The organism is Streptomyces bambusae, assembly GCF_020532645.1.
In the GTDB taxonomy this organism is placed as follows: domain Bacteria; phylum Actinomycetota; class Actinomycetes; order Streptomycetales; family Streptomycetaceae; genus Streptomyces; species Streptomyces bambusae.
In genome coordinates this window covers 104,499-119,749 of record NZ_JAJAUZ010000005.1, presented here as the reverse complement: position 1 = coordinate 119,749, position 15,251 = coordinate 104,499, and the positions used below count along the sequence as shown (strand labels likewise).

Annotated in this window: 12 protein-coding genes; 4 read left to right on the top strand and 8 right to left on the bottom strand. The window is 74.3% G+C overall.

Features of this window, described 5'->3' with window-relative positions; genetic code table 11:
• Window positions 1–57: 57 nt before the first annotated feature.
• Complete coding sequence (locus tag LG634_RS05550) at window positions 58–1,017, bottom strand: LysR family transcriptional regulator (protein ID WP_226732478.1); 960 nt, start codon at window positions 1,015–1,017, stop codon at window positions 58–60.
• 133 nt (window positions 1,018–1,150) lie between these two features.
• Here LG634_RS05550 and LG634_RS05545 point away from each other — a divergent pair, with 133 nt between their 5' ends.
• Window positions 1,151–3,340, top strand: coding sequence for a M4 family metallopeptidase (locus tag LG634_RS05545; protein ID WP_308072296.1), 2,190 nt, complete (start codon window positions 1,151–1,153; stop codon window positions 3,338–3,340).
• A 61-nt stretch (window positions 3,341–3,401) separates the two neighbouring features.
• Here the strand turns inward: LG634_RS05545 and LG634_RS05540 are convergent, their stop codons facing one another.
• The 5 genes from LG634_RS05540 to LG634_RS05520 form a co-directional block, all read right to left on the bottom strand.
• On the bottom strand, window positions 3,402–3,689 hold the full coding sequence (locus tag LG634_RS05540) for a DUF2087 domain-containing protein (RefSeq protein WP_226732477.1): 288 nt from the start codon (window positions 3,687–3,689) through the stop codon (window positions 3,402–3,404).
• A gap of 284 nt (window positions 3,690–3,973) precedes the next feature.
• Window positions 3,974–4,564 (bottom strand): TetR/AcrR family transcriptional regulator, encoded by a 591-nt coding sequence (locus LG634_RS05535; RefSeq protein WP_226732476.1) that lies wholly within the window; start codon window positions 4,562–4,564, stop codon window positions 3,974–3,976.
• Complete coding sequence (locus LG634_RS05530; RefSeq protein WP_226732475.1) at window positions 4,561–5,673, bottom strand: saccharopine dehydrogenase family protein; 1,113 nt, start codon at window positions 5,671–5,673, stop codon at window positions 4,561–4,563. Before LG634_RS05530 ends, LG634_RS05535 begins: the two co-directional genes overlap by 4 nt.
• Before the next feature lie 125 nt (window positions 5,674–5,798).
• On the bottom strand, window positions 5,799–7,001 hold the full coding sequence (locus LG634_RS05525; RefSeq protein WP_226732474.1) for a methyltransferase: 1,203 nt from the start codon (window positions 6,999–7,001) through the stop codon (window positions 5,799–5,801).
• 100 nt (window positions 7,002–7,101) lie between these two features.
• Window positions 7,102–7,455, bottom strand: coding sequence for a tetratricopeptide repeat protein (locus LG634_RS05520; RefSeq protein ID WP_226732473.1), 354 nt, complete (start codon window positions 7,453–7,455; stop codon window positions 7,102–7,104).
• A 137-nt stretch (window positions 7,456–7,592) separates the two neighbouring features.
• Here LG634_RS05520 and LG634_RS05515 point away from each other — a divergent pair, with 137 nt between their 5' ends.
• Window positions 7,593–8,558, top strand: coding sequence for a pirin family protein (locus tag LG634_RS05515; protein WP_226732472.1), 966 nt, complete (start codon window positions 7,593–7,595; stop codon window positions 8,556–8,558).
• Between the two features lie 220 nt (window positions 8,559–8,778).
• Here the strand turns inward: LG634_RS05515 and lanKC are convergent, their stop codons facing one another.
• Entirely contained in the window at window positions 8,779–11,403 is a 2,625-nt protein-coding gene (gene lanKC / locus LG634_RS05510) for a class III lanthionine synthetase LanKC (RefSeq protein WP_226732471.1), read from the bottom strand.
• 425 nt (window positions 11,404–11,828) lie between these two features.
• Window positions 11,829–12,701, bottom strand: coding sequence for a DUF4436 family protein (locus LG634_RS05505; protein ID WP_308072294.1), 873 nt, complete (start codon window positions 12,699–12,701; stop codon window positions 11,829–11,831).
• Between the two features lie 197 nt (window positions 12,702–12,898).
• Here LG634_RS05505 and LG634_RS05500 point away from each other — a divergent pair, with 197 nt between their 5' ends.
• Both LG634_RS05500 and LG634_RS05495 read left to right on the top strand, forming a co-directional pair.
• A complete protein-coding gene (locus LG634_RS05500; protein ID WP_226732470.1) occupies window positions 12,899–14,050 on the top strand; it encodes an agmatine deiminase family protein in 1,152 nt (383 codons plus the stop codon).
• A 120-nt stretch (window positions 14,051–14,170) separates the two neighbouring features.
• Entirely contained in the window at window positions 14,171–15,184 is a 1,014-nt protein-coding gene (locus LG634_RS05495; RefSeq protein WP_226732469.1) for an agmatine deiminase family protein, read from the top strand.
• The last annotated feature ends 67 nt before the right edge of the window (window positions 15,185–15,251 follow it).

The window sequence follows — 15,251 nt, the reverse complement described above, 5'->3', positions numbered from 1 at the left end:
CCCTGGGGCACTTTGCCGCCGCCCCGGCAGCCGTACGGCCGCCGGGGCGGCGCCGTGTCAGTCGAGGACCGGGTGGAGTTCCGGTCGGGCGTCCCACCAGGCCTGGTGGAAGGCGTTGTTGCCGATGTTCGCGAGGTAGGCGCGGGCGGCGGCGCGGTACAGCAGGTCGGCCTGGCGGGCGGAGACCGCGGAGCGGTTCCACGCCAGCCGGATCCGGCCGGTGACCGGATCGCCGGCCAGCGGCACCATCACGGTGCCCGGTGCGGCCTGCGCGGTGGGCTGGCTGAGCGAGACCGCGCGGCCCGCGGCGATGAGGTCGTAGTGCATCTTGCGGTCGGTGATCCGGTAGCGCAGTGACGGAGTGAACCCGGCCTTCGCGCAGGCCTCGACGAGTGCCTCGGGGCCGCCGTCGTCGTCCTCGACGAGCGTCATCCACGGTTCGTCCGCCAGCTCGGCGAGGTCGATCCGGTCGCGGCCGGCCAGCGGGTGGGCCGCCGACATGCGCACGCAGAACGGCTCCTTCTGGACGAGCGTACGGGCCGCCGCCCCGGCCGGCAGCGGCACTTCGTGATCGTTGACCTCGCCGAACGCGATGACGTCGTACTGTCCGGCGCCGAGCATCCGGCTGAGTGCGGTCGCCGAGTTCTCCAGGCCGATCGCCACGTCCTGACCCCCCGTCACCTGGTCGAGCTGTGCCAGCAGTCCGTCGATCAGGACGAGCAGGATGCAGCCCAGGCGCAGCGGGGTGTCGGTGGCCACGGCCCGGGCGCCTGCGACCAGTTCGTCCATTTCGCCCAGGACCCGGCGGGCCTTGGAGAGGACGAACTCGCCGAGCGGAGTGGGCTGTACGCCACCACGGCCGCGGGCGAACAGCTCCCCGCCGGTGACCCGTTCGATGCGGCGGAGCTGGGCCGAGAGCGCGGGCTGGGAGACCCCCAGGCGCTGGGCCGCGCGGCCGAGACTGCCCGCCTCCGCGATCGTGCAGACCGCCTCCAAGTGCCTCAACTCCAGCTGCATTCGGGCAGCGTACGGCCCGTTCGGCGGCGGCACCATAACCCGCGCGTTATGACCGATGAGATGTCCCTGACACGTCATGTTCACATCCATACTCGGCGCGAAACATCCGTCTCCCCCCACGAACGGAGCAGACGTGCAGTCCACCCGACTGACGGCGACCGTGGCGGCACTCGCGCTGACCGCGAGCCTCGCCGGCACCCTCGCCGGCACCGCATCGGCAGCCGCGCCGAGCAGCAGCCCCGTGCCTCCCCAGCAGGGCAGGTCGCTCGCCCTCGCCGCCGCCGACCAGGCGGCCGCCAGCGGCCTCGACGGCCTGCGGCACGGCGCCGACGAGGACCTCGTGCGCACCGGGGTGACCCCCTGGTCGAACGGCCTCTACTACGCCTCGTACGAGCGCACCTACCGCGGCCTTCCGGTCGTCGGCGGCGACGCGGTCGTGCTCAGCGACAGCAAGGGCAGGGTCCGCAACGTCACCGCGGCCGCCGCCCCCGCCATCCGCACCGGCACCACCGCCAAGGTCTCCAGGGCCGCCGCCCTGGCCACCGCCCGCAAGCAGCTCGCCCGGGTGGAGAGCGCGAGCGCACCCCGCCTGACGGTGCTCCTCAAGGGCGGCAAGGCGGTCCTCACCTGGCGCACCACGGTCAGCGGCCGGACGGCCGGGAACGCACCCAGCGTCCTTGACACCTTCGTCGACGCCCGTACCGGCAAGGTGGCCCGGTCCACCGACAAGGTCATGCACGCCGACGGCCGCGGCCACCACAACGGCAACGTCACCATCGACACCGCCGCGACCTCCATGACGGACACCAGCCGCGGCGGCTTCAAGTGCGGCGGCCAGAACGGCAGCGCCTACACCGGTTCCTCGCCCTGGGGCAACGGCGGCGCCAACGACCTCGTGACCGCCTGCGTCGACATCATGTACGCGGCCCAGCGCGAGTCCGACATGCTGAAGAACTGGCTCGGCTACAACGGCGTCAACGGCCAGGGCGGCATGGTCCCGGCCCGCGCCGGCCTGTCCGAGGTCAACGCCTACTACGACGGCACCAAGACCACGTACGGCCGCAACCAGAACCAGACCAACCAGCTGACCGGCATCGACGTCGTGGCGCACGAGTACGGCCACGAGATCTTCGACAAGACCCCGGGCAGCGCCGGATCCAGCAACGAGAACGGGGGGATGAACGAGTCCACCGGGGACATCTTCGGCGCCCTGACCGAGCACTACGCCAACAACCCCAACGACACCCCGGACTACACGGTCGGCGAGAAGCTGAACTTCCTCGGCGACAACAAGCCGATCCGGTACATGTACAACCCGTCGCTCGCGAACAACGACCCCAACTGCTACAACCAGCTCACCTCCGGCACCGAGGTGCACGCGGCGGCCGGCCCGCAGAACCACTGGTTCTACCTGCTCGCCGAGGGCTCGAACCCGGGCGGCGGCAAGCCCGCCAGCCCGATATGCGCCGGCGGTCCCTCGTCGGTGACGGGCATCGGCATCCAGAAGGCCGGCAAGATCTTCATGGGCGCCCTGCTCGCCAAGACCTCCGGCTGGAACCACCCGGCCGCCCGCAAGGCCACCCTGGCCAGCGCCAAGAACACCTACGGCAGCGCCGAGTGCCAGGCCGTCAAGACCGCCTGGGACGCCGTCCGGGTCCCCGCCCAGTCCGGTGAGACCGACTGCGGCGGCACCACCACGCCGGACTTCTCCCTCGCACTGAACCCGGCCGCCGGCTCGGTCCAGGCGGGCGCCTCCGTCACCGCCACGGTGAACACCAGCACCACCGGCGGCAGCGCACAGACCGTGCAGCTGTCCGCGAGCGGCCAGCCGAGCGGCGTCACCGTCTCCTTCAGCCCGTCCTCGGTGACCTCCGGCAGCTCCGCCACCATGACCGTCGCGGTCGCGGCGGGCACGGCGAACGGCACCTACCCGATCACCGTCAAGGGCACCGGTTCCGCCACCCACACCGTCACGTACAGCCTGACGGTCGGCACCACCACCCCGCCCACCGGCTGCGCCAACGCCGAGTTCACCTACCAGGGCACGCTGGCCTCCGGCCAGGCCCAGGCCCAGCCCGACGGCTCGTACTACTACTCGTCCGTCTCCGGCAGCCACCTCGGCTGCCTGCGCGGCCCGGCCGGCGCGGACTTCGACCTCTACCTGCAGAAGTGGAACGGCGCGGGCTGGGTGGACGTCGCCGTCTCCGGCAACGAGACCGCCAACGAGGACATCCGCTACACCGGCACCGCGGGCTACTACCGCTACGTGGTGGACGCCTACAGCGGCTCCGGCTCCTACACCCTGGGTCTGACCAACCCGTAACCGGGCCACGTCCGCGCCGGGAAAGGGGCCCTCGCGGACGGCCCGCCGCCGGGCGGCCGGATCATCCGGCCGCCCGGTCGGCACGCCGGTAGGCGCTCCCGTCCCTGGTGCGCGACAGCTGCCCGCCGATCACCAGGTAGCGGCGCAGGGCGGAACAGTCCTCGTGCACCGTCCGCAGGGCGTGGTTGACCTCGGACTCCGTGTACGAACGGCCCGGCTCGAACAGGGTCTCGGCCAGGTGGTCGAGCAACTGCTCGCGGCGGGCGGGCCGGCGGGGGATCGCCTGGAGGCGTCCGTCGCGGAACAGGTCGGAGACGCCGCGGGAGGATTCGTTCGTGATCGTGGACATGCGGGAAGCGTCTCCCGCCAACGGAGCCCACGGCAACGCCTTTTCCCTGCCCAGACCCCTCCGGCGCATGCCCGCCGGCCCCGGGACGCAAGCCCGCCTCCAGCCGGTCCGGCGTTTGAGGACCGGGGTCCGGGGCGGAAGCCCGCCTCCCAGCCCGTCCGGCGCTTGAGGACCGGGGTCCGGGACGGAAGCCAGCTTTCCAGCCGGTCCGGCGTTTGAGGACCGGGGTCCGGGGCGGAGCCCCGGTTCGGGAAGGGGCGGGCAGGGGAAAAGCCTCCGCAGGGTCACCCCGGCGCCAGCAGGGACAGCGCCACCCTCCGCACCTCCGCATCCGTCGCCGCCGACCGGACCCCCGCAACCCCGGACCGCATCAGCGCCGCCCCTTCCACCAGCATCACCAGCGTCTCCGCCCGAGCCCGGCACACCGACGCCGGCACCCCCGGCGCCCCCCGCGCGATGTACTCCGCGACATGCCCGGCGTACGCGTCGTAGAAGCCCCGCACGGCCGCGGCGGCGGGCTCCTCCCGCGCCGCCATGGCCCAGATCTCCGTGAACACCCGCACCAGGCGCGGATCGTCGTGATCGGCCAGCAGTACGGCGTCCAGTACGTCCCCGGCCGCGGGCCGCTGCTCTGCGTCCGCCCCGGCCAGCGCGGCGACCCGCTCCAGCGCCCCCGTCAGCACCCGCTCCAGGAGTGCGGCCAGCAGGTCCGGCCGGCCCGGGAAGTAGTACTGGAGGTGCCCGAGCCGCACCCCCGCCTCGCCCGCCACCGCCCGCATGGTCAGCTCGGCCCCGCCGCCGGCCGCCAGCACCCGCTCCGCCGCATCCAGCAGCTCGGCCCGCCGCCGGCTGCCCTTCGGCGTCGGCGCACTCACGCGGCGACCCCCGCACCGGCACCGGCACCGGCACCGTCTCCGGACACCGCCAGTTCCACGCCCAGCGCGGCCAGTGCCCCCGGCACCCCGCCCGGCAGCGGAGTCAGCTCGGGGAAGCTCACCCCGTCCGGTGCCGCCGCCCCGTCCGCACCCAGCACCCGCCGCAGCCCCAGCAGCGCACCGACCGCCGTGAGCCGGGCCTGCCCCCGCGGATCGGTGACCGTGGCCGTCAGCTCCCGCCCGGCCCGTGCCACGTCGACCCGCAGCCGGGCCGTGCCGCCGTCGCCGGGGGAGTACAGCAGCGACCGCCGCGCCCCGGCCCACCGCTCCCCGCCGCCCCACCGGAAGAACCCGGTCCGGCCCACCGCCAGCAGCGCCGAGGTCGCGGCCGCCGAGCTGAATCCGATCCGGGTGGCGGCCGTCCCCGCCCCGAGGGTGAACGGCAGCGTGAACTGCTCCGGCGTGTCGATCCGCGCCACCCGCGTCCGCTCCCCGCCCACCAGCACCGTCCGCACGTCGCCCAGCGGCACCGCGAGCCGGGTCCGCCCGGCTTCGACCACCTCGAACGGCACACCGAGCCGGTCCATGAACTCCACCGAATCGGCCCCCGCCCGGTCCGCGAGGTCCCAGCGGACGGCCGTCTCCACCCGGTCGGCCCCGCCCAGCCGGTCCGCCAGCGCCGCCGCCACCAGGGCGCTCACCCCGCCCATCCACGCCGACGACAGCAGCACGGGCGCGGCGGGCCGCAGCGCGGCAGCCACCCCGAGGGCGCGCTGCAGCCGCGAGGTCCAGCGGGTGATGTCCACGTACGGCACCGCCCCCGCGACGGCCGCGCGCAGCACCCGGTCCGCCGGGTCGTTCACCGCGCCCACGACCGCCCGTACGCCGGCCCGGAACGGCTCGGGAGCCGCAAGGTCCCAGCGGCGCACGGCGCCGCCCAGCTCGTCGGCCAGCGCCGCGCCGCGCTCGGGGGTCCGCCCGGTGAGCAGGACCGGGAGCCGGTCGGCGGCGGCCAGCCGGGCGAGTTCGGCGCCGACGGTGCCGTAGCCGCCGGCGATCAGCACGGGACCGGCCGGGTCGTGGTGCAGGGCATCGGTGATCAGGGTCATGCGGCAACTATAGGTCGCCTGACCCATAAATCTAGGTCTTGTGACCCAATTCAGAGTCAAAAGGAAACCTCCCGCCGGGCGGCGGGAGGTTCCAGGGGGTGGAGCAGGTGGGGTGCGGTGTGCGATCAGCGCCGCTTCACGGCCCGCAGGACCACGAACTTCGGGTCCCCGGCGACCAGTTCGCAGTTCCCGAACAGACGCCGCAGCTTCAGGTGGTATCCGAGGTGCCGGTTCCCGACCACCCACAGCTCGCCGCCGGGCCGCAGCGCCCGCCGCGACTGGGTGAACATCCGCCACGCCGTGGTGTCCGTCATCGCCTGGTGCGAGTGGAACGGCGGGTTGTTCAGCACGAGGTCCAGCGAGCCCTCCGGCACCCCGGCCAGCCCGTCGCCGACGAGGAACTCGGCCGCGCCGAACGGCAGGTTCGCCCGGAACGTCGCCTCGGCGGAGGCCACCGCCTGGTACGACTCGTCGGTGAACACCAGCTCGGCGGCCGGGTTGGCGCGCGCCACCGCGGTGCCGACCACACCGTTGCCGCAGCCGAGGTCCGCGATCCGGGCCCGGCCGGCCTCGTGCGGCAGGTGGCCGAGGAAGAACCGGGTGCCGACGTCGAGCCGGTCGGCGCAGAACACGCCCGCGTGGCTGGTCACCGTGAGCCCGGCCGCCGCGCCCTCGTCCCCGTCGAGCGTGTACGTGAGCGGCCAGGAGCCCGCGCCCGGCCCGGCGGCGCGGTCGGCGGCGCCTTCCGGCGTGCAGAAGATCAGCCGGGCCTTGCGGACCGCGAGGGAGGTCCGGGTCGGGCCGAGGATCTGCTCGAACAGCTTCAGCGTCGAGGTGTGGATCTCCTTGACCATGCCGGTGCCCACCACGACGGTGTCCGCGTGCACGTGCGGGGCCAGCCGGTGCAGCTGGTCCTCCAGCAGGGCCAGGCTCTTGGGCACCCGGACCACCAGCAGGTCGATCCGCTCCGGCGGGGCGTCCTGCGTGGTCAGCAGCCGGACCGCGGCCGCGGGCACCCCGGCGCGCGCGAGGTTGGCTCGGGTGGCCTGGTGGGTGAGGTACGAGTCGGTGATCTGGGTGAGCCCGGCCGCCCCGCCGCGCGCGGCGAGGGCGCAGGTCAGGGCGCCCCAGCGGTCACCCAGCACGGTGACCTGCCGGCCGTCCTGCGGCACCGGCCCGCCGTCCCCCACCTCCCCGGCGAGGTGCCGCAGCAGGTACTCGTCGGCGGCGTCCCAGGCGCGCAGCCGGTCGCGGGGGTCCTCGGGGTAGCGGCCGAGGCCGAACTCACCCCACGGCGTCGTGAAACGGTTCTCAGTGGTGCCAGTCATCGTGCCGCCCAGGCTATCCGAGCCGGGCCCCGGCCCGGCACTTCGCAGCCCCGCCGGCCGGGGTGCGGGGTCCGGGGCGGAACCCCGGACCCCGCACTGCTCACTCGCCCGGCAGCTCGCCCGCCATCGCGGCGGCGATCCGCAGGTGCGGCGCGGCCTCCGCCGCCCGGCCCTGCCGCTCCAGGGTCCGCCCGAGCATCAGCCGGGCGTAGTCCTCCACAGGCCACCGCTCCAGGATGCCCCGCAGCTCGGCCTCCGCCTTCCGCAGCTGCGCCGAGTGGTAGTAGGCGCGGGCCAGCAGCAGCCGCGTCGCCAGCTGCTCGGGCGCCTCCGCCGCCAGCCCGTCGAGCACCTTCGCTGCCGTCGCGTACTCCTTCGCGTCGAAGAAGAGCCGGGCCCGCGCCCAGCGCTCGGCTGCCGTCCCGTGCTCGTAGTACGTCGTACGCTCGCTCATGGCGCCCTTCCGGCCGGCGGCCCGTCCGTTGCGGGCCGTTCGGACGCGTCAACCGCACGATGAAGTTGAAAATTCCACGAACTGGCCGCGGTGCCGCCCGGGCCCCGCAACGGCACCCACAGCACTAGGTTGTCGCCATGAGCAATCTCGATCGCCAGGCCGCGCTCTCCGTGTGCGGCGGCCGGGGCTTCGTCGTCGCCGAACCCGTACGCGAACTCCTCACCCCGCGCCAGGTCAAGCTGGGCGAATCCTCCGAGGTCCGCAGGCTGCTCCCCAATCTCGGCCGCCGAATGGTGGGCGCCTGGTGCTTCGTCGACCACTACGGCCCGGACGACATCGCCGACGAGCCCGGCATGCAGGTGCCCCCGCACCCGCACATGGGCCTCCAGACCGTCAGCTGGCTGCACGAGGGAGAGGTGCTGCACCGCGACAGCACCGGCAGTCTCCAGACCGTACGTCCCCGCGAGCTGGGCCTGATGACCTCCGGGCGGGGGATCAGCCACTCGGAGGAGAGCCCCCGCCCGCACGCCCGCTACCTGCACGGCGCGCAGCTGTGGGTGGCCCTGCCGGACACCCACCGCCACATCGAGCCGCACTTCCGGCACCACGCCGACCTGCCGCGCGTCACCGCGCCCGGCCTGGACGCGACCGTCATCCTCGGCAGCCTCGACGGCACCACCTCTCCGGGTGACGCCTACACCCCGATCGTCGGTGCCGACATCACCCTGGCCGCCGGCGCGGACACCCGCCTCCCGCTGGAGCCCGACTTCGAGTACGCCGTCCTCGGCATGTCGGGCGAGGCCCACGTGGACGGCGTCCCCGTCCACCCCGGCTCGATGCTCTACCTCGGCTGCGGCCGCCCCGACCTCCCCCTCCGCACCGACGGCCCCGCCTCCGTGATGCTCCTGGGCGGCGAACCGTTCGAAGAGGAACTGGTCATGTTCTGGAACTGGATCGGCCGCTCCCACGAGGAGATCGCCCAGGCCCGCGAGGACTGGACGAACGGCACCCGCTTCGGCGAGGTCAAAGGCTACGACGGCGCCCCGATCCCGGCCCCGGCCCTCCCGCCGGCACACCTGAAGCCGCGGGGCCGGGTGCGCTGAACGGCGCAGGGCCGGGCCCGGTGGTGGTGCCACCGGGCCCGGCCCCTCGCGGGGTGCGGGCTCGTTACATCGGCTCGGGGAAGATGTCGCTGATGCTCCAGGAGACGCTGAAGCAGGGGGGAAGGACGGCGGACTCCGGCTCGGTGTCGAGTTCCTGGAGCGCGAGGATCTGGGTCATCGGTGTACTGCCTCTCTTCTGTGGGTGGGTGGTCCGGTCTGGTCAGGCAGGCCTCGGCACGGGGCTGAATGCCGCCGTGCCCAGGGGTTCGTGGGAGCCCGGGTGGGGCTCGGTCAGGAGCGGGCCGGACAGCAGGCGGTGGAGGGCCAGCAGGACTCCGGCCCCGCCGCTGGACAGGTCGGCGGTGAAGCGCTGCGAGCCCGCGCCGAGGAAGCGGACCCCGCGCCGGTACGGGACGGCGTACTTCAGCAGACCGGTGGCGGCGCGTACGGCGTCCCGGCGGTCGGCGTCGGTGCCGGTGAGCTCGGCGTGCCCGGTCAGGCACCAGGTCAGGCCGGCCAGCCCCCGGTACAGGCCGGCCTCCTTCGTGGTGCACGAGACCCGGATGCCGGCGACCAGCCGCGGCAGCGCCTCGGCGCACCGCTCGTCCGGCGCGGTGGCCACGTAGCGGGTGAGCACTGCCGCGACCCCGGCCGCGCCCGTGGCCAGGTACGGCATGGCGCGGGTGAGGCGCGCGTTGTCGGAGACGGACAGGGCGCCGTCGTCCAGCGGGAAGGTCCGGTCCAGCTCCTGGTGCAGCAGCCGGCGGCCCGCCTCCCGGTAGCGGGCCTCGCCGGTGGCGCCGGCCAGGCGGTGGAGGAAGAGGGCGAGCCCCGAGCGGCCGTGCAGCAGACCGCGGGCGTCGTGCTCGCCGAGGCCGGCCTGCAGGTCGGGGATGTGCAGCAGGGCCTCCCCGGCCGCGGCGGCCCGCTCCAGGTGGCTGCCCTCCCCGGTGAGCCGGTGCAGGGCCAGCCAGCCCAGGCCGACCCCGGCGCGCCCGCCCGCCAGCGTGGCGCAGGAGGCGGTGAGCGGGTGGGCGTCGGCGGCCCCGAGCAGGTCGGCCGCCTCGTCCGGCAGGCCGAGGCCGGCCAGGGTCCGGGCGATGCCGGCCGAGCCGACGAGCAGGCCCGGGGGCAGCGCGTGGCGCTGCGCCAGCGTGTCGCGGCGCAGCCGGGCGCGGATCTCCTCCGGCACCGCGGTCCCGGCACGCTGCAGGGCGTGCACCACCCCGGCCGTGCCGTAGGCCAGGCACACGGTGTTCGTGCGGAACGCATCGGGCGAGGGCGGGAAGGCCCAGTCGGGCCGGTCGGGGTCGGCCGTTTCCAGCAGGCCCGCGGCCACCTCACCGGCCAGCCGGGTGAGGCTGCCGCGCGGATCGGCGTCCAGCTCGGCGGGCGAGGGCAGGCGGCCGGGACCGTCCGGGTCCTGCGGCCGGCCCGCCGTCGGGTGGAATGCGGTCGCCCGCTGCCACAGGTCCTGCGGCGGGGCCACGTCCGCCAGGTCGCGGCGCAGCAGCGCCAGGTTGCCGGGGGCGTGTTCCGCGGTCTCCTGGAACGGCGCCAGGAAGGCGAACGCGACGGCCGCCATGCCGTAACGATCCTGCAGGAACGGATCCGTGCCGGTCCGCAGCAGGCCGGGCGGCGGTGTGAACCCCGGGGTGCCCATCCCGGAGGGCGCCGCGGACAGCGCCGAGGCCGCCTCGAAGTCCACCAGCCGGACCCCGCCCGGCGGCGTGACCATGATGTTGCCGAGGCTGAGGTCCCCGAACCGGTAGCCGGCGGCGTGCACCCGCTCCAGCGTGGCGTCCAGCGCGTCCAGCAGCTGCCGGCACGCCCCGTAGTACGCGGCGACGGACCCGGCCGTGCGGTCGGCGCGGGCCAGCGGGGAGGACCGGCTCAGCCAGCCCACCAGCGGCTGCCCCTCCACGTACTCGGTGACGAGGAAGTCGTGCTCCCACTCGGTGAAGTGCTCCAGGGGCTCGGGGGCCGCTCCGGGGGCGGCCGCGTGCAGCGCGCGCAGCACCTCGTACTCGTGCCGCAGCCGCTGCTGCGCGTCGGTCCCGTCGAAGACCAGGCCGTTGTGGGCGCGGGCCTCCTTGACGAAGACGGTGCGGCCGTCGCGCCGGTCCCGGGCCAGGTAGGTGCCGCCGGCGTTGCCCAGGCGCACCGCGCGGGTCACCTCGTAGTCGCGGATCAGGATGGGGCCCGCGTGCGGCTCCTCCTCCTTCCCGGCGAAGGGGTCCGTGATCCCGGCGGGCAGGTGGAAGGCGGGCACCCGCAGGTCCGCGACCTCGCGCCCGGCGCCGTCGCGCACCAGCGGCTCCCGGGTGCCGTCGGCCAGCAGCCGGCTGCGGGCACCGAAGGCGCCGTAGCGGTAGTGGACCGTCCGCGAGTCGCGGAAGCGCCGGTCGGTGAGGACGTACGGACCCTCCTCCCCGTCGAGCGCGTCACGCAGGCGCTCCAGCAGCCGGCGGGCGGTGGCCGGGTCCGGCGGGTAGACGGCGCAGAACTTGCCCGACTGGGCCCGCGGGGCGTGCTTGTGGTGGAGGAACAGGAAGAACAGCCGGGCGCTCAGGTGCTTGAACGGAACGCCTTCCGAGAAGCAGATCCGGGCGACCGTGTCGAGCACGTGCTGCGCCCGGTCCAGCCGCGCCGACACGTGGATCTTCCAGCCCTGCTCGGGGAGCCCGGTCCGCGTGTCGCCCCAGACCGTCCAGATGCCCCGGGCGGCGCCCTGCATGCCCGGCGGCACGTCGCGGGGTGCGAAGCGCGGCCCGGGATCGGCCGCGGACGGCAGCGGCACGTAGTACTCCCGGTCGGCGAGCGCCTCGCCGAAGCCTTCGGGCACGGGATCTCCTCAGCGGGTGGTGGTGGACAGCGCCAACGGTCTCGCGCACCGGGCACCGGGACCGGCAGTTGCCGGGGGCGCTTCGGAGGCGGTACGCGGGCTCACTCCCGCCCGCCCTGATGCCGCGCACCAGGCACGGGCCGGCGGGCCGCCCGGACCGTCGAGCGCCGCCCGGGTCCGTACCGGCCCGTGCCCCTCCCTCGTCGCCCGCATGCGCCTCCCCCTCCCCGCCCCCGGCCGTCCGCGGGGCAGCGCCCGCCGAACTACCCACCGGCCCCGTACCCCCAAACGGGTGAACGCCCGCAAGAGCACGGGGGAAGACGCACCGGCCGCGCCCCGCCCCCTGCGGGCCGCCTCTGGAGCCGCCCCCCGTCCGCCGTCCGCCGCCCGCTCCGCAGCCTCTGGACCTGCGGGCCGGGGCGCGGTCAGGAGGCCGGTGCAGGGTCCGGCTCCGCCGGGGGTTCGGCGCGGATGGCCGAGACGACCACGGTGATCAGGCAGAAGGCGACGATGAACTCGGCCCAGATGAACGCCAGGTAGTCCAGCAGGCAGCCGATCGGAGGGCCGCCGGGCGCGGTGTTGCGGAACGCGGCGAGGGCGAACAGGGTCGCGGCCATCCAGCCCAGGGCCGGCCAGGTGAGGCCCTTGCGGCGGGTGACCAGGTACCAGCCGCCGATCAGGACGGCCACGGCGAGCGCCCACATGGCGACCATCATGAACAGTGCGAAGGCCAGGACGCTGCTGGAGCGGGCCAGCCCGAGGTCGAGGACCGCGGCGCCGTTCGCCTCGGCGGTGTCGACCGCCGCCGAGAACAGCACGTCGTTGTTGGTCAGCCGGACCTGGACCGGCACCCTCTCGCCGCCGAGCACGGCGGCGAACTCGACGGACGTCTCGTAGGAGTCGAACGGGTAGTCCATGACCGAGCCGCTGACGAGGGCCACCGGAACGTCCACCGTGGAGATCCGCTGCCCGGCCTTGTACGTGAGGTCGCCCCGGGACGCCGCCGAGGTCTGCAGCGTGAGGTCCTCGACCGGGGAGACGCCGCCCGGCTCGGCCAGCGCGCCCCGCGGGGTGACCTGGACGCGCAGCACCATTTCCCGGGCGGTGGCGTCCACCCGCTGCACGGTCGCCCGTACGTCGACCCGGTCGGGGGCGGACCGGCCGGCGGTGTACACGGTGTCCAGGGCCTGGCGCTCGCCGAACTGCAGCCAGCCGCCGGTGACCATGACCGCGACGACGGCGAGGAGCACCAGGCCGGGAGCGAGGAGTTCGTGGCGGACGGGGGACTTCTTCGGCACTGCGGGCTCCGATCGCGGACCGGCGGGACGGGCCGGGGAGGGCTCCCGGGCCGTACGACAAGGGTGCGGGCCGGGCCGGTTCGCCGGACGGTGGCGCTGCTTCGTGTCGTCGGCGAGATCGTTTCACATCTTGACTGAATTTTCAGTTAGCGGAAGGATGCCGATCGTTCCCCGCTCCTTCCCCTGACGGAGACCCCATGGACATCCCCACCCCCTCCCGCCGCAGCATGCTCCGCCTCGGCGCGGCGGCCGTGCCGCTGGCGGCCTTCGGTCCGGCGCTCGCCGCCGCCCCGGCCCGGGCGGCCGCCGCACCCGCGCTGACCATGCCGGCGGAGACCGACCGCCACGTCCGCACGTACCTGGCCTGGCCTGCGCTCTCCTCGGTCTGGGAGCGCTCGCTCGACCGGGTGCGCTCCGACATCGCCGAGGTCGCCCACACGATCTCGCGGTTCGAGCCGGTCGTGGTGCTCGCCCGGCCCGGTCAGGCCGCGGATGCCCGCCACCTCTGCGGGCGCGGCGCCCGGTACGCCGTCGACGTCATCGAGATCCCCGTCGACGACCTGTGGATACGCGACTTCGGCCCCACCTTCCTGGCCGGTCCGGGGGCCGTCGCCGGCGTGGACACCCGCTTCAACGGGTGGGGCAAGGCCGGCACCAAGTACGCACAGCCCTTCGCCAACGACGCCGCCGCGGCCGGCATCCTCCTCGACGAGTACCAGGTCCCGCGGATCCGGGCCGGATTCGTCGGCGAGGGCGGCTCTCTGGAGACCGACGGCGAGGGCACCCTGATGGCCACGGTCAGTTCGCTGGTCAACCCCAACCGCAACCCCGGCATGAGCCTCCAGCAGGTGGACGAGGCGCTGCGGACGTCGCTCGGCATCGCCAAGGTGATCTGGGTGCCCGGCCTGGCAGGCCAGGACATCACCGACTGCCACATCGACTGCCTGGCCCGCTTCACCGCCCCCGGCCGGGTCATCCTCGACCGGCCCGGTCCCGGCGCCGACCCCAAGTGGGTCGCCGTGTACGAGGAGACGAAGCGGGTCCTGGAGGGCGCCACCGACGCCCGCGGCCGGCGGCTGGCCATCACCGAACTCCCCGGCCCGGACAAGCGGTTCATCCGCGGCGGGGGAGCCGAGTTCCTGTCCAGCTACACCAACTACTACACGCCGAACGGGGCCGTCGTCGCCCCGCATTTCGGCGACGGGTACGCCGACGGCGTGGCGTACGCGATCCTGCAGGCCGCGTACCCGGACCGGCAGGTGGTGCAGATCGCCATCGACAACATTGCGAGCGGGGGCGGCGGCATCCACTGCGCCACCCAGTCGCACCCGGCCGCCCCGCCGGCGTAGTCGTACCCGGCGCCGCCGCCTCTCCGGGCCGTCCGCGCCGCGAGCCGATTCACACCCCGACTCTTGACTGAAATTTCAGTCGAATGTCAGACTCTTCCAACGCAAGAAATGAGACACCCGATGGCTGATTACCGTATGCCCGCCGAGTGGTCCGCGCACGAGGGCTGCCTGATGGCCTGGCCCACCCGCGAGGACCTGTGGGGCAGCGTCCTCGCCGAGGTCAAGGAGGAGTACGCGGACGTGGCCCGCGCCATCGCCGCCTTCGAGCCCGTCACCATGGTCGCCCCGCCCGGTCACGGCAACGACGCCCGCGCCCACTGCGGGGACGGGATCACCATCGTCGAGATGCCCGTCGACGACTCCTGGTTCCGCGACTCCGCGCCGCTGTTCGTCCTCGACGGCGACGGCAACCGGGCCGCCGTCGACTTCCGCTTCAACGCCTGGGGCGGCAAGCACCACCCGTGGGACGCCGACGACCGGATCAGCGCCCTCCTCCTGGAGCACCTGGGCGTCGAGCGCATCCCCTCCGAGATGGTCCTCGAAGGCGGCGCGATCACGGTCGACGGCGAAGGCACCCTCATCACCACCGAGCAGTGCCTCCTGCACCCCAACCGCAACCCCGGCCTCGGCCGCGAGGAGATCGAGGCCGAACTCAAGGCCCGGCTCGGTGTCACGAAGATCATCTGGCTGCCGTACGGCGGTCTCCTCGACACCGAGACCGACGGCCACGTGGACGGCGTCTGCGCCTTCGCCGCCCCCGGCACCGTCGTCGTCTCTCTCCCCGCCGACCCGGCGCACCCCGACTACGTCCGGATGCGCGCCAACCTGGCCGTGCTGGAGGCCAGCACCGACGCCCGAGGACGCCGTCTGGAGATCATCGACGTCCCGCAGACCGCGTTCGCAGACCTGGCCGGCGGCGAGATCGAGGTGTCCTACCTCAACTACTACATCGCCAACGGCGGTGTCGTGGTCCCCGTCGCCGGCCTGCCCCAGGACGAAGCGGCCCTCGCCGTGATCGCCTCCGCGCACCCCGGCCGCAAGGTCGTCGGCGTCCGCGCCCTCGCCATCGCCTTCGGCGGCGGCGGCGTCCACTGCATCACCCAGCAGATCCCCCTGCCGCGCACCACCGGCTGACCGCGCACCCGCCCGCACCGTCACCCCGGCGTACCCGGCGGACCGCCCCGGCGGTCCGCCCCGCTCC